Annotated in this window: 10 protein-coding genes; 7 read left to right on the forward strand and 3 right to left on the reverse strand. The window is 42.3% G+C overall.

The window, feature by feature from the left end; genetic code table 11:
• The first annotated feature begins 10 nt into the window (after positions 1–10).
• The 3 genes from DKM50_00330 to DKM50_00340 all read left to right on the forward strand — a co-directional run bounded on the left by DKM50_00330 (position 11) and on the right by DKM50_00340 (position 8,765).
• Positions 11–6,535: a hypothetical protein gene (locus tag DKM50_00330; GenBank protein PZM84864.1), complete on the forward strand. Its 6,525-nt coding sequence runs from the start codon at positions 11–13 to the stop codon at positions 6,533–6,535.
• A gap of 254 nt (positions 6,536–6,789) precedes the next feature.
• Complete coding sequence (locus DKM50_00335) at positions 6,790–8,049, forward strand: hypothetical protein (GenBank protein ID PZM84865.1); 1,260 nt, start codon at positions 6,790–6,792, stop codon at positions 8,047–8,049.
• Positions 8,050–8,351: 302 nt separating this feature from the next.
• Positions 8,352–8,765, forward strand: a complete 414-nt coding sequence (locus DKM50_00340) for a YjbQ family protein (protein ID PZM84866.1) — start codon at positions 8,352–8,354, stop codon at positions 8,763–8,765.
• A gap of 43 nt (positions 8,766–8,808) precedes the next feature.
• On the opposite strand, the gene DKM50_00345 is transcribed toward DKM50_00340, so the two are convergent.
• Positions 8,809–10,113 carry a GTP-binding protein gene (locus tag DKM50_00345; GenBank protein PZM84867.1) on the reverse strand — a complete coding sequence of 435 codons (1,305 nt, stop codon included), beginning with the start codon at positions 10,111–10,113 and terminating at the stop codon, positions 8,809–8,811.
• Positions 10,114–10,405: 292 nt separating this feature from the next.
• Here DKM50_00345 and DKM50_00350 point away from each other — a divergent pair, with 292 nt between their 5' ends.
• From DKM50_00350 to DKM50_00365, 4 genes are all read left to right on the forward strand, one after another.
• Complete coding sequence (locus DKM50_00350) at positions 10,406–11,611, forward strand: hypothetical protein (GenBank protein ID PZM84868.1); 1,206 nt, start codon at positions 10,406–10,408, stop codon at positions 11,609–11,611.
• A 535-nt stretch (positions 11,612–12,146) separates the two neighbouring features.
• Positions 12,147–12,905 carry a tRNA 2-thiocytidine(32) synthetase TtcA gene (locus DKM50_00355; protein ID PZM84869.1) on the forward strand — a complete coding sequence of 253 codons (759 nt, stop codon included), beginning with the start codon at positions 12,147–12,149 and terminating at the stop codon, positions 12,903–12,905.
• Between the two features lie 98 nt (positions 12,906–13,003).
• The gene (locus tag DKM50_00360) at positions 13,004–13,834 is read left to right on the forward strand and encodes a hypothetical protein (protein ID PZM84870.1); all 831 of its coding nucleotides are present in this window, start codon (positions 13,004–13,006) and stop codon (positions 13,832–13,834) included.
• Positions 13,831–14,793, forward strand: coding sequence for a glycosyltransferase family 1 protein (locus tag DKM50_00365; GenBank protein ID PZM84871.1), 963 nt, complete (start codon positions 13,831–13,833; stop codon positions 14,791–14,793). Before DKM50_00360 ends, DKM50_00365 begins: the two co-directional genes overlap by 4 nt.
• Positions 14,794–14,799: 6 nt before the next feature.
• Here the strand turns inward: DKM50_00365 and DKM50_00370 are convergent, their stop codons facing one another.
• Positions 14,800–15,618, reverse strand: coding sequence for a hypothetical protein (locus tag DKM50_00370; GenBank protein PZM84872.1), 819 nt, complete (start codon positions 15,616–15,618; stop codon positions 14,800–14,802).
• Positions 15,619–15,712: 94 nt separating this feature from the next.
• The gene (locus DKM50_00375; GenBank protein ID PZM84873.1) at positions 15,713–16,480 is read right to left on the reverse strand and encodes a YdcF family protein; all 768 of its coding nucleotides are present in this window, start codon (positions 16,478–16,480) and stop codon (positions 15,713–15,715) included.
• Between the last annotated feature and the right edge of the window lie 102 nt (positions 16,481–16,582).

Consider the following 16,582-nt stretch of genomic DNA (forward strand, 5'->3'; position numbering starts at 1 on the left):
GATTTGTAAGATGAAAAACACAAAAAACTTATTAATGGCAGGCATTATGTTCGTTGTATTTTTGATATGTGCAACTAATGCAATAGCCGAGAATAAGTACTTCACGGAAACCGGATATTTGCGCAACAGCCAGGGCAAGCCAGTCACCGGCAACGCAAATATGCAGTTCAAATTGTATAACCAAAGCTCCGGCGGCTCTGCTCTATGGCAATCCTCAGCCGGACTAGTCGCTGTTAATGAGGGGATATATTCCGTACAGGTTGGCCCGGTGGATATCGCAGTTAGTGACAACGCCATTTATTTGGAGATCATAGTTAACTCCGAGGCACTTGCTCCTCGTAAACTCCTAACATATATGCCTAAATCGTTATTTGCATTATCAGCCGTTACAGCTAACGTTCTTACTAATATGAATATCAGTCAGTTTACCAATAATGCAGGGTATCTTACTACTGTTGGTTCGATAAACACTGCCAATTATTCGATCACCGCTGGTACGCTGAGCAATCTGAACATATCTCAGTTCAACAACAATACTGGATATCTGACATCAGCAGGTTCGATCAATACCGCCAATTATTCTGCGTTCAGTAATACGGCTAATGTGGTGGATTGGACAGGTATTACGAATAAACCAGCGAGCTATAACGCCTCCGCACATAGCCATGCAGGCAACGAGATAACTAGCACAGTGAATGCAGCCAGCACAGCCAGCTTTGCAACTATAGCAGGGACAGCAAGCGCGCTCTCTAATATGAATATCAGTCAATTCGCTAATAATGCCGGATACATAACCGCACTTTCTAGTGTAGCTTCAGCGAATAATGCAAGCACTGCAAACATGGCTATCACAGCTAATTACTCTAATGCAGCAACTACAGCCAACTATTCAACCATAGCGGGGGCTCTTAGCAACCTCAATATTTCACAATTCACTAATAATGCAGGGTATGTCACAGCATTATCGAATGTAGCAACTGCCAATTATGCACTGACAGCAAATATTGCACTAACAGCACAGAATGCAGACAGCATTGCCTGGGGCAGTGTAACTGGCAAACCAACGACAGTCGCCGGTTATGGGATTACTAATATCGCGACACAAATAATTAATACCGCGAACTATACTACAACTGCCAGTCACGCAACAACAGCCGGGACAGCAAGCACGCTATCTAATATGAATATTAGTCAGTTCGCCAATAATGCCGGATATATAACCTCAGCCGGCACAATAAGTACCGCCAACTATGCGGCTACTTCGAATTATGCCAGTACCGCCAGTTATACCACGACAGCTAATTATGCAACTACGGCCGGCAGTGTGAATAGCATGGCCTGGGGAAGCGTAACCGCTAAACCAACGACTGTAGTTGGCTATGGAATATCTGATATAGCGACACAGGTGGTCAATACGTCGAACTATGCGATTACCGCAAACGTATCTATGACAGCCAATTACTCTAGTGCAGCCAGCACTGCCAACTATGCAGCTACCGCTGGTACACTGATTAACCTGAATATCAGTCAATTCACCAACAACGCCGGATATTTGACTTCAATAGGTTCTGTAAGCACTGCTAATTATGCAAGCACAACTACGACAGCAAATTACGCTGCCCTCAGCAACACAGCTAATGTGGTTGACTGGACAGGTGTTACGAGCAAACCGGCAAGCTATACTCCCTCTACGCATACCCACACTGGCAGCGAGATTACTAGCACAGTCAATGCGGCTTCTACGGCAAATTATGCTGCCGCGGCCGGGACAGCAAGTGCCCTCTCAAATATGAGTATAAGCCAGTTCACCAATAATGCCGGATATCTTACCTCAGCAGGTTTAATCAATACCGCCAATTATGCCGCTACTTCTAATTACAGCAGCACAGCAAATTACGCCACTACAGCAGGCAGCGTAGGAAGTATTGCCTGGACCAGTGTAACCGGGAAACCAACGACTGTAGCCGGTTTTGGAATATCCGATATTGCGACACAAATAATCAATACCGCGAACTTTGCAATCACAGCGAATGCAGCAAACGCTTTAACTAATATGAATATTAACCAATTTGCCAATAATGCGGGATATCTAACGGCGGTTGGTTCGATAAGTACAGCCAATTATGCCGTTACTTCCAATTACTCAAGCTCAGCCAACTTTGCTAATTCCGCTGCTACTCTGTCGAACATGAACATCTCTCAGTTCACCAATAATGCAGGCTACCTGACTTCAGTGGGTTCGATCAATACAGCCAATTATGCCGCACTCAGTAATACGGCCAATGTAGTTGATTGGACAGGGGTTACAGGTAAGCCGGCAAGTTATACGGCCTCTGCACATACCCATGCTGGCAGCGAGATTACTACCACAGTCAATGCGGCGAGTACCGCTAATTATTCAATAACTGCTACGACAGCCAACTATGCAATCACAGCAAGTACGGCAAATTATGCTGCCGCGGCCGGGACAGCAAGTGCCCTCTCAAATATGAGTATAAGCCAGTTTACCAATAATGCCGGATATCTTACCTCAGCAGGTTTAATCAATACCGCCAATTATGCCGCTACTTCTAATTACAGCAGCACAGCAAATTACGCCACTACAGCAGGCAGCGTAGGAAGTATTGCCTGGACCAGTGTAACCGGGAAACCAACGACTGTAGCCGGTTTTGGAATATCCGATATTGCGACACAAATAATCAATACCGCGAACTTTGCAATCACAGCGAATGCAGCAACAACCGCAAACTACGCAGCCATTGCGGGAACAGCAATCTCACTATCTGATATGAATATCAGCCAGTTCACGAATAACACAGGATATCTCACTACAGTAAATACTGTTAATACAGCAAATTACTCTATATTAGCCGGGACAGCAAATGTGCTGGCTAACATGAGTATCAACCAGTTTGCCAATAACGCCGGTTATCTTACTACTGTCAACATAGTTAATACGGCTAATTATTCAAACGTAGCGGGAACTCTAGGTAATCTCAATATTTCGCAATTCACCAATAACGCCGGATATTTGACTTCAATAGGTTCTATAAGTACTGCTAATTATGCAAGTACAGCTACGACAGCAAATTACGCGGCTCTAAGCAATACAGCTAATATAGTTGCCTGGACAGGGATAACCGGCAAGCCGTCTAGTTATAATGCCTCGGCGCATACACATGTCGGTAGCGAGGTAACCAATACAGTTAATGCGGCAACAACGGCCAGTTATGCAATCACAGCCGGGACACTAAGCAACCTCAATATATCGCAGTTCACCAACAATTCTGGATATCTCACTTCAGTGGGTTCGATTAACACTGCCAACTATGCCACTACATCCAACTATTCTAGTACAGCAGGTAGTGTGAGTAGTATTGCCTGGGGAAATGTGACCGCTAAACCAGCTACAGTAGCTGGTTATGGGATAACAGATATCGCAACTCAGGTGGTTAATACATCGAACTATGCAGCACAGAGCAACACTGCCAATATAGTTGCCTGGACAGGGATTAGCAGCAAGCCGTCCAGCTACAATGCTGTGGCGCATATGCATGTGGGGGGAGAGGTGACCAGTACTGTCAGTGCAGCGAGTACCGCTAATTATGCCACAATTGCAGGGGCACTCAACAATTCGAACATTTCACAATTTACCAATGATATTGGGTATCAAACTGCAGCAAGTTTGGCACAGGTTGCACTTTCCGGTATTTATGATGATCTCACAAATAAGCCGACTAATCTCAGTACTTTTACCAACGATGTCGGGTACCTAACCTCAGTACCCGTAGTTAACTCGGCCAATTATGCGATAACCGCCAATATTGCTCTTACGGCTAATTCCGTTGCCTGGGCTAACGTCAGTGGCAGACCGACGAATATCAGTGCTTTTACCAATGATGCCGGATATATCACTTCGGCAAACTCAGTCAATACTGCTAATAATGCTACGACAGCCAATTACTCATCGGTAGCCAATACTGCCAATGCTGTTGCCTGGACAGGGATCACGAGCAAGCCTTCCAGCTACAATGCTATGGCACATACACATGCCGGCAGCGAGGTGACCAGTACAGTCAGTGCGGCAACCACAGCCGGGACACTGAGTAATCTCAATATATCGCAGTTCACTAATAATTCGGGATATCTGACTTCCGTGGGAACGATTAACACTGCCAACTATGCAGCTACCGCCGGCAGTGTGGGTAGCCTTGCCTGGGGAAGCGTGACTGGCAAGCCAACGACGGTAGCTGGGTTTGGAATAACAGATATCGCAGCACAGGTAGTTAGTACTGCTAACTATGCCGCAACGGCGAGTGTGCTGATGTCAGGCGGTGACTATCTGCTCAGACTTGACACTTCTTCCAGTAACATATACCTCGGCTTATCTACAGGATTAAATAATACAACCGGGGCTCAGAACGTATTTATCGGCGATTATGCAGGAAATAGCAACATCCAGGGCGTGGGCAATGTATTCACCGGCGCTTCGGCGGGATCTAGTAATACAACCGGATGGCACAACATTTTCAGTGGTAGTAGTGCAGGAGAGGCAAACACAACCGGTGGATCCAATCTCTTCATGGGCGAGTCTGCTGGCAGAAATAATACGACCGGTGGAAACAACATCATGCTGGGAGCAGAAGCCGGTCGTTTTCAGGCTGATGGCAGCACAGACCTCACCGACCCGGAGAATTCGATCTATATTGGCGTTTATTCCATGGGCAAAGATAACGATGACTATAACAGTATCGTTATCGGTTCCTACGCCACCGGCATTGGCGCCAACACGGTTGTGCTGGGTAACGACAACATTACCACCACAGCCCTGACCGGCAACGTTGGTATCGGGACCAAAACCCCGGCAGCTAAACTTGATGTTGCAGGGACGGTGAATGCAGTGGCTTTTGTCGGCGATGGCAGCGGACTGACCAATCTGGATGTAGCATCAGCAGTTTTCACAATGATGAGTGATGGTTCCTTGCCATTCTCAAGCAGTTTTGGTAACGGTAATGTAGTAAGCGGTTATGCTGCTGGAAGCATTAATAATGGGTCAGAGAACGTATTTAACGGTGTTCAGGCAGGACAAAACAATACCTCGGGTTATGCTAATGTTTTCAGCGGCAGATCTGCCGGATGGGGGAATGGAAATGGCCATGACAACGTATTCATCGGTAAAGAAGCAGGCTCTGCTAACTCATCCGGAGCAAATAATGTCGGTATTGGAACCAATGCCGGAAGATATAGAGGAGCAACCGGCACGGCCGGAATGAACCCGAACAATTCGGTCTATATCGGGTATACTGCCAGAGGTTATGATGACAACGACAATAACAGCATTGTTATTGGCTATAATGCAGTTGGTATTGGCGCCAATACCGTAGTGCTGGGCAATAGCAGTATCGTCACAACGGTCTTGACCGGTAACGTCGGGATAGGAAAGACTAACCCAGCACAGAAACTTGATGTGAATGGCACTGTGAAAGCCACTGCTTTTGTGGGCGATGGCAGCGGGCTAACCAATCTGCCGGCAGCAGTAACTCCGAGCGTACTGATGTCGGGATCTACCTACCTCTACCGCATCGGTACCGCCAATCTGTATAACACATTTGTAGGCAGTGATGCCGGAAATAGGAACATTTCCGGTGGAAATAATTTATTCACAGGTTATAAGGCAGGATATTATAACACTACCGGTGCATATAACGTTTTCAATGGCTATTATGCCGGGTATAGTAATACCACAGGTATGTACAATGTATTTGATGGCGTTAATGCTGGACAAAGTAACACAACTGGTGCCAATAATGTATTTAGCGGCTATTTAGCCGCCGGTGGGAATGTTGCCGGAACGGGTAATGTAATGATTGGATATAAAGCCGGATCATCCTATGCAGGTGGTGGTGCTGCGTTACAAGATCCCCATAACTCGATCTATATTGGAGCCGAATCCGGAGGCTATTTTTATGATGATAATAACAGCATCGTTATTGGTTATAATGCACAGGGTCTTGGCTCTAACACTGTTGTATTAGGTAACAAAAATATCGTGACTACCGTCCTGACCGGCAACGTCGGCATCGGAACTACGAGTCCGGGAACGAAACTCGATATCATTGGTGGGAGCGGCAGAGTAGCCTCAGGGCAAAGCTGGCTGACCAATTCGGATGTGCGCTATAAGAAAAATATTACCACCTTAACGAATGCTCTTGAAAAAGTGATGAACCTTCGTGGCGTCCATTATGACCTCAAGGAAGATACCACGGTTACACCTAATCAGGGGAAATATGTGGGTGTTATCGCACAGGAGCTGGAAGCACAGTACCCGGAACTTGTTGTGACCGACCACCAGACCGGATATAAGTCAGTGGCGTATGACAAGATCTCAGCGGTACTCCTTCAAGCACTCAAGGAATTGAAACAGGAAAAAGATGCACAACTGGAAAAATTAAAAGCTGAAAATGCAGACAAGGACAAGAAAATCGAGTTGATATTACAGAGACTGGAAACGGTAGAGAAAGTGGTTTCAAAGTAGTAGGTGATAAATATCCTGGTAGTGAATGTTTGGTTCCCCTTTATAACGGAGATCCATTCTTTTGCCGCTGATACCAGGCAAGAAAAACCTCTTTCTGTCCGTTCACCTGTATCCGGACCAATTTAATATGAAATCCTTCGGCTATTTTGGATTTAAGCCTGTTGAATAATTTTGCAAATTGAATTAAGTTCTACGAGACAGGGTAAACCAGTCTGTCCCGAATAAGGTAAACTACGATCCCAAAGGGGTTAGCAATGAAAGGCGTTGTTAGATTAGAACAGCCAGTGAATTTTATTGATAAAATAGATTCATTTACTATCATGGGTGATCCCGGCTGTGACGGGCTTGGAGCTGAGATCATGACAACATTTTCAAAAGCGCTGAGTTTAGAGGATACCGATTTTAAGATTATTTTGGGAGATCTTGTCCCGTTTGGCATGGAGCAATTCTACGGACAAATCTATGAACTCATTAACGAGGTAGCCCTTTCACCTGTCTATACTTTATGTGGAAACCATGATACCGAGTATTATTCCAAATATTTCGGATTGCGCAATTATTGCCTGCTTAATAACGATCTGCTTATCGTTATGCTGGACGATTCCAGAAGGGTGTTCGAAGCTGAAACTCTCGATTTCCTGCGCGAAATACTAGCGAAACACCACCGAAGAAACATACTTGTTACGTTCCATATCCCGCCTCCTAACAATATTTCACCTAATAGTATAAGGCGGGATGAGTGGGTAAAACTGCGCAGCATCATGGACCCCTACAAATCACAAATTAAGTACGTGCTTTCAGGACATGTCCATTCCTATTTCCGTGATAATGTTGATGGGTATGAGATTATAGTTTCTGCAGGTGCCGGAGCAAGATTGGAATTTTTAGGTCGTCTCCCGGAAAAGAAAAACTCATTCCATCACATATTACAATTTTATTTTGACTCCAATTCCGATCTGAAGTTTTATTACCGGTCGCTTGCAGATGTTTCTTATAATCGAGAAGAGAATAACCAGACTATCAGCAAGTACCTTCTTCATTCTTTTATGAGCGAATCTTCTACACATATGAGGTATCAACTTTTTGCTGATGATGCATATGATAAAGGATATCTTGGGACAGAAAAACTATTCAGGGTGTTGGCAAAATCGGCTTTTTATCATGCCAGAAGCTACTTTAGCGTCCTTAATCAACTTTTTGATATAAATAGCAATTTCATACAATCCGAGCATCTTGAGGGTGAAGACCGGAAACACCTCTCTACAGAATACGTGCCTCAGGCGCTCGATACGCACGCTCCCCTTGCATTATATGCTTTTAATCAGACATATGCAGCAAAAACTAATTACTCTGACTTGTTACCGGAAGCCATCAAAGCATATGAGGAAGGCAGCGATATTGAGCGATATACTTATTTTGTATGCAGCTCCTGCGGCAATACCGGTGTGTTAACCACCAAACTAGAGCGTTGCCCAATCTGCGGAGCGCCTCTCGATAAAATAATAACAATGTAGAAATTCGCGGTTGAATAGGCTGGGTATGACTTTTCGCCGAGGCTTTGTCAATCAATCTCTTTAGCTATGCTTAGACCAAATATTTATAGTTGCCAAACAGGTGAAACATGATAAATTAGGTGATTTCCAATAATATATTTTGCTGCGATAATTAATTGAAGATTGCTAAGAGAATGAAAACCGCAAGGCAGGTCTTGAGATCGGAGTTGCATCGGGAACCACAGGTAATTTCATGAGTAATGTCTGGCATAGAGTCAAATAGCGAGCTGGAGGAAACACTGAATTGACAAGGGAGAAGGTCAATGAGAAGTTATAAAAAAGAGTTGATATTTAACACAAAGAAACGTTATGAATTTGTACACATTACTCCACAAGTACAAGAAGCAGTTCAAGAAAGTAGTGTGAAGGAAGGCTTATGTCTGGTCAATGCCATGCACATCACAGCCAGCGTATTCATTAACGATAATGAATCCGGCTTGCACCAGGATTATCTGGATTGGCTTGAGAAACTGGCGCCATATAGTCGAGAGGGCTATCATCATAATATAGGCGAGGATAACGGAGATGCTCACTTAAAACGACAGATTATGGGGCGAGAAGTTGTCGTGGCAATTACAGAAGGCAAACTTGATCTCGGACCTTGGGAAGCTGTGTTTTATGGGGAGTTTGATGGTCAGAGAAGGAAACGGGTCCTAATCAAGATTATTGGCGAGTAATTGTTTTTACCGGCTAACCTTTCGCCTTGCCCAGTGATCTGGTTCATTCGTGGGCAAGGGCACCTTCTTGGTATTTGTTCTGAGGGTTCCAGAGTATCCATTCCTTTAGGCCAGCTGCATAAACTGCTTTTTTTTGAGCAATTACGTGAGTTGCCGTATAGATAGGAGCTCCGAGAGAGAAGTCCTGAAGCCATGGCCGGATTATTGCTCCCCGGGTCTTTTTTACTGCTCTGATCATACTATTGTGGACCGTGTCATAAGGATTCGCGTTCGGGTTGGCAATCCCATATGTTCCGGGATAATAATGGGAAGGATAGACCATTGGGCAAATATAGTTAACGGAGGAGGATACTTTTTCGAACTTTTGACCGATTTGCAGGTCATCCGGAACGGAGGTTGTTAATCCAAATACATCTGCTGATATAAAAACATTGTAGGGCGCCAATTCCTTTTTTGCGTAGTTCAGAAAGTTTAAAATATTGTCTTCTTTAGACCCGGTTTTATTCGGATATATGGCCGTAGCGATGTTGCCATCGGAAACAAAGCGAACGTAATCAAATTGTATTTCTCTGAATCCAAGTCTGGCAGCAGCTTTAGCTATGTCTATATTGTATTTCCACACTTCCTGGTTATAAGGGTCAACCCAAGGTGCCCCTCTTCTGTCTCTCCAAACATTCCCATTACTTGTTTTAACTGCCAGGTCCGGTCGTTTCATTGCCAGCAGTGTATCTTTAAAGCAGACAATTCGTGCTATCGGATAAATATTGTGTTGTCGAAAAGCCTCAAGAACATCCGGTAGGTTTGCTTTATGGTATGAGGCCTTAATCTGCTGAGCGAGAGTAATTCCCATATCATCGCCGGTAAGTTGTCCTTCATCATCCTTCACATCCAGGACAACTGCATTAAGCTCCGTTCGGTCAATTAATGAGATTAGTTTGTTTCGTCGAGATGGTATTCCGGCTATCCACCCGGTCATGTAGAGTCCTTTAACTTCAACTGGGACCAATGATTTCGGGCGATTATCAATCTGCGATGTTATTGGTACTCCTGTATTTGGTGAAACGGTTGCTATTCTTTCTTTTTGACCATTTAGTTTGGACGTAACAATTTGTGATCCGGTAGCCATTAATTCTAGCGCAGCCGACGCCCGGGTGGGGACGAGCGGTTCGTTGGCCATCGCTGTTTTTGTGACCTGAGCATTTTGTAGTTTCGCTATAGGTGTCAGTGGGATGATAACTTCGTTAGGATCGTGTTTCCTGTTATTTATAACCAATAGGCATAATATCGCTAATACAGCAAGGATGCCGATAATGATTACGATAAACACTTTTTTCTGCGAATTGCTCATGCGAGAATTTCTCCTTCTTTAATGACTTCGATACTTTTCGTAATAAAAGGCAATCATAAGTCTGGGCATTCGCCATCCTTACTTTTATAAACCCTCTATGGCATTGATTAGTGATTCCAGATAACAGAAGTACTGTTAGGGTTTGTTTGCTTTTTAGCTTTAATAATGGGAAAAAATATGGTGCAGATACCTGGGCGATTAATCATGCTAACTCTATTGTAACAATAAATCAGCCATTAAGTCCAAGCATAATTTTATTAATTGGGGGTAGTGTTCTTGGGCTTTTTCCCAGATGCGCGTAGCTTCGCATGAAATGTTCCCGGAAGAATTCAACCTACAAAAAAGTACTATTTCTGCAACATTATTCTGCTATTGTCCGTTAGCTATAATTCTTCTATATTTCCAGGAAAGATTAGTTGACGAGAGGAGCCTTGCCATGGATTATGCTGATAGATTCAATAAAGTCTTATTAAGCAATAATGAACTATCCTTAGCTACCAACAATAATATTATAATAACTGTTGATAATGATTTTTTAGATGCCTGGAACTGGCATCCCAAGACAAGTACTGCGAGCCTCGATATTTCTGCGATCAGGGATAAGTTAGAGATCCTCGGTAGAAACTTTAACCAGTTTGTTTTCCGGTATGCTGACCCGAAATATGGTAGCTCCCTTGGAATTACGGACAAAAAAGACCATGATCCTGTTACTGATATTGACAAGGGTCTTGAAGATCTTATTAGCTGTTGGATAAAGACCAGGTTTCCTTCTCATAAGATCATAGGAGAGGAGCAACCTGAATTATATGGAGAAAGGGATTCTATTAACGGGGATGATTATGTCTGGTATATAGATCCGGTTGATGGGACTGAAAATTTTATAAATGCTGTAAACCAGGGGATAAATAGTAATACATATGTGGGTATTAATATTAGTCTTTATCATGGAGGGATACCGCTTGTTGCTTATCTGGGTATTCCGCTACTTGAATACTATTATATTGGAAGTGCCGGAACTAAAAACGTCTTAAGTGTGAGTCAAGGCGAAGTTACTGCCATTCCTTCGATTGCGACTGTTAAGGAGGTCTCTGTCGGCACTGAGGATTCTCTTTGTGTTCCGGGGGGTGATTATTCTTTTTTTAGAGAGGAGCTTTGTGTAAAAGACGCTTATATTCTTAAGTGTAGCAGCATTAATCTTGCCGGCATTATTGAAAACAAAATCAATTTGTTCTATAAGAAGCGCGTTAAACTTTGGGACATCATGACTGCCTTGGCATTAATCAGATTTGTTGATCCGGATAGAAGGTTTCGCGCAAAAATAGCAATTGATCATAATGAAATCTATGATTTCCCTGAAAAGTTTTTTAGTTCTAAGAAATGTGTCGCATTAGTTAATCAGGGAAATCGACAATCTGGAGAGACGGGATTTTTTATTATTTATGATAAATATAATTACGATGATAAGCAAATTAGAAAGATTATCGAATTGTACAGATAATAATCAGGGAAGCTACTTGGGGCTAACGGCAGTCGTCCTGAAATGTGCCTAATTATTGGGAATGATGTTGCTATTAACATACCATGTTTTACGGACTGCGCTTAATCAAGATATTTTAGGAACCCTGAAACGTGATTTGTCTTCAGAGTGGATCAATACACTTTTAGCTGCTTGAACGATGAACAACTATTTCAATAGGATAATTACGGAGGGACCGGAGCAGGCGAGACATCCGATATTAAGGTAGATTTTTTTGATCATAACAGGCAACCTTTTGAGTCGATCGCCCTGGATTATGGCCCGCAACCGGAAGTTATGGTTAATCCTTTTATCCTTACCTATGATACCGTTATTTCTTTATCGCAGTTGAAAGATCACAACAGGGCAGAGGATTGTGTCGCGGCAGATGCTGTTGGGGCCAGAATGAAAGCCTGGCTTTTTTTTCGTTATATAATTATACTTGTATTGATTCGTATCACGGATTTATAAACCTTAATACCTCGCTTTTTGCCGGGTTAAGGCAAAAAGGTATTCTATGAAGAATGTAAGAGATAAAATTATACGTTCCGCTGGAAAAGCGGTCGCTGATTTCGGACTCATTAAAGACGGTGACAATATTCTTGTCGGATTGTCAGGCGGCAAGGACAGCTACACTATGGTGGATGTCTTGCTTGCCCTGCAAAAAAAAGCCCCGATTCAATTCTCCCTTACAGGGATTACTATCGATTCCGGATTTGAAGGCTTCAAAGGCGAAACGATCGAGTATTACTGTAAAGAAAAAAAAGTCCCTTTTATTTATAAAAAAGCCGATATTCTCAATATTATTAAAGAGCATAAAAATCCTCGTAAAAGTGTTTGTTCTTTCTGTGCCCGTCTGCGCCGAGGCGCCTTATATACCTACGCCGCTGAGCACGGGTACAATAAGATCGCTCTTGGCCATCACGCTGATGATTTTATTGAGACAGTACTCATGAACATGTTCTATTCCGGCTCACTTAAGGCGATGGCGCCGTATCATGTTGCTGACGATAAACGTAATATTGTTATCCGGCCGCTTGTATACGTTTTCGAAGAAGACATTATTACCTATGCGCTGCAAAAGAAGTTTCCGATTATCTGTTGTGTTTGTCCTGTTTCTAAAGGTGCTGAGTCAAAACGTAATCGAGTAAAACGACTGCTGCGTGAACTGCAAGAGGAAACCCCTCATATTAAATCTAACATTCTTAATTCGTTGTCGAATGTCGCCTATTCCCATCTGCTTGCTCAAAAGGCTGTTGTCGGAATTGTTGGCTAACCGGGATAATTGACAAAAGCCAGGCATTAAACAATAATTAAAATGATGTCAGTAAGTTAAATCCTAAGATTTTGTGAATATGGTTAATTAAACATTTTATGAAGAAACTTCCCCTCATAATTTTTGAAAAATCCGATACTAATTTTATATTATTCAATAATGATGCCCTGTCCCAAACTTTAATGAAGGAAAAAGATTGGGAACCTCATTTCAAAGATGTAATTCAACGAGTATTATTCTCAGGAGATAGTGCAATAGATTTAGGCGCAAATTTTGGATATCATACTGTTTCCATGGCCAGTCTTGTCGGGAATCAAGGGAAAATATATGCTTTCGAGCCTCTAAGGATTATTTTCCAACAATTATGCTGTAATTGTTTTATTAATGGATTAGATAATGTCTATCCCTATAATTGTGCGGTGGGAGATGCCTCTTCAACAGCATATATGCGCTCGCTCGATTATTATTCAACCACCACGATTAATATCGGGGACACGTCTCTGCTCAATAATGTCGATAAAGCGCCGGGCGACGAAATTATGGTAAAGGCTCTCGATAGTTTTGATCTCAAAAAAATAAAATTTATAAAGATAGATGTTCAAGGCTGTGAGTTGTTTGCCTTAAAAGGTGCAAAAGATACGATTGATAGAGACCGCCCGATAATGTTTATCGAAATTGAAGAGCATCAATGCCGAAAGTTTGGCTATACGTCAGAGGACTTGATAGAATATTTGTTCTCGATCGGATATTATCTGTTGAGGATAAAAACCAATTATCCCTGCGATCATATTGCGCTCCCTCTTGAAAAAGAATGTGAAGAGTCCGTATTTCATGGTATGCCTTATCACGTTGAAAAGCTAAAAGGAAAAAAGATAGAATTAACCTTTACGAATCCCATATATTACAATCAGTTTAAGATTTTAGAATGAAAATGAAAATAGCCTTCCATTCAAATCAATTAGGGGAAAGAGGTACTGAAGTAGCCTTATACGATTATGCGCTATACAACGAAGTACTTCTCAGCAATCAATCAATTATTATATCAAATAAAAATAATGATCTTTTTTCACTTCAAAAATTCAGGAATAGGTTTGCGGTCTATTTATACGACAACTTTTCCGAAGTGGATGTTATTCTAAAAGAAAATGCTGTCGACGTCTTCTATGCCATAAAGAGCGGGTTGAAAGATCACGTGATATCAACGCAGTGCAAGAATGTTGTCCATTGTGTGTTTACAACAGCTCAACCGCATGGAGATGTCTATGCTTCAATATCCCCATGGCTTGCAGACCAGTCGAGTGTAAGAGTTCCGGTTGTGCCGCATATGGTTGCGAGTATCGAGAGCCCGGATGATCTAAGGTCCGAACTGCATATTCCTGAAGATGCCGTAGTTTTTGGACGGTATGGCGGATGGGAGCAATTCGATCTTCCCTTTGTTCATAGAACAGTCGAGTACATCTCCCGAAGAAGAAAGGATATATACTTTCTTTTTATGAACACGGCTCCATTTAATCGGCAGAGCTATCAGGAAAATAATAAGCAGATTATTCATCTGCCGAAATCTTCAGATGATTTTTATAAAGCGGCATTTATAAATACCTGTGATGCTATGCTCCATGCACGATATGAGGGTGAAACTTTTGGCTTGGCAATAGCAGAGTTTTCTATTAGAAATAAGCCTGTTCTGACGTGGTCACAATCTTCGCAAAAGGCTCATTTGGATATTCTGGGTGAGAAATGCATCCGGTACCATGACGAAAAAGACCTTTTTCGAATAATAAATAACTTTAACAAAGAAGCAATAAGAAAATTGGCTTGGGATTGTTACGGTGCAAGCTATAATCCCCAAGAAGTCATGAAGGTTTTTAAACAGGTATTCCTCGACTGATATGGGCTATTTTGTGGAAAGTTGTTCTTTCGCAATAAATTCCTGAAGTTGGACCGGCAGTGTTTCTCTTTTTTCGGGGATAGCCCGTTTGTATTGGCTTGGAATGACCGGATGGATGTCTCTCATTTCTAGTGTCCATTTAAGCCAGATATTCTCGTACCAGGTAACACTGACTCCTCCTGCATGAGGACTTGTCTCAATTTTCCGTTTGATTTTTTCATCGGCCCGCGCATATGACAAATGATAACAGATTGCAAGTGCCGGCGGGATTAGCATTCCGTTATAGGTGGCAGAATCAGTTCTCTGCACCATAGTGCCGTCTCGTTTAATAGCAGTGATTCCATCCCTGATATGCGTGAAAAGAAAACTGTTGGTTTTAACCGCAATGACCGGTTTGAAATTTTCTCTGGGAAATATTCTATGATAGTCTTTTTTCCAATAAGTATTCCACTCAATATGAAAGACTGAAATATCCGGATAGAGTTTGATGAAGCTAATGATATCCGCAAATTGCTGTTCATGGTAGACTTCATCTGAATCTATAATAAACGCATAATCTATCCCTTGGCTGTAGAGTATTTCAATCCCGCTATTACGCTGGTCATGATCTGTTTCCCAGTGGCCAGTGACAATCTCGATATTCGGGTAGCGTTTGGCCATATCCTTTATCAGTGTCAGTGTTTCAGAATTATCTTCAACTTTCCCGTTCCACGGGATGTCAGATACTGTAAACAGGATTTTTTCAAGTTTATCAGCGAGTGGGCCAACTGATATCTCTAAATACTCATGATCGTCATAAATACAATAAATCGCTCCGAATTTCATGTAATCACCTGTTCCTTTTGTGGCTGCTTTTATTATAGCAAATAAGTCGCTGTGCTGGTAAATTGGTCTTTGTGTTTGTTGCGATCAGCTTGTTTTACGAAGAAAGTAATTTATAGTAAAGCAGTCCGAGGTACTCATGCAAAGCAATATAACTGTTGGTTAAACAGCTCATTGAGGGGATGAGGTTGAGTAAAGAATAACGGGTAGTGACCGCTTTATAATCAGTTGGTGCCGGTGTGGCTTTAATCCCGAATTTGGTGAAAGAATACATGCTTCTCGGCATATGATAGGCAGAGGTAACGAGGATAACGCTCGAAAACTTGTTGTTATCTAATACTATTTTTGAGAGCTTTGCATTTTCGTGGGTGTTTCTGCTGCCTGGTTCTATAAAGATATTTGTTCCTTTTACTCCAAGCCTTAAAAGAGTGTTCTGCATGACCATAGCTTCCGGGGTCGCCAGTTTGTTTAAGGTTGTTCCTCCGCTGAGAACGAGAGGGAGGTGAAGCTGTTTCGCCAGATGCCAGCCATAAAATAATCGTTTCAGTGATGATGGATCTAAGCTCGGACCTCCGTTTTCTTCCGGAGAACTTTCGATTGACCCTCCGCCTAAAACAACTACTGCATTATATTTGGCGGCGTTATTTATTTGAAATGGCTCATATTTGTTTTGCAGCGGGGATAATAATGTGTCTTTTACCGGTTCGACTGATAACAGATAGAGAGAGAGGAAGCAAAAGCAGAGCAGCATGAGAAAGGTTTTTTTTCTATTGGTAAATGCACAATAAAACATAGGAAGAAAGAAAAATAAAATAATTCCTGGAGGTAACAAAATATTAGTGAGTATTTTCGATAAAAGAAACATAAGTCTCAATCCCCGATTGATTATTATCTGGGATTATTATAGAGTAATTAGTTCAAAAATAATACAGAATTGATAATAGCAGAGACGCAAAATCTTGTGTTG

This window comes from Candidatus Margulisiibacteriota bacterium, assembly GCA_003242895.1.
Classification (GTDB): domain Bacteria; phylum Margulisbacteria; class Riflemargulisbacteria; order GWF2-39-127; family GWF2-39-127; genus GWF2-39-127.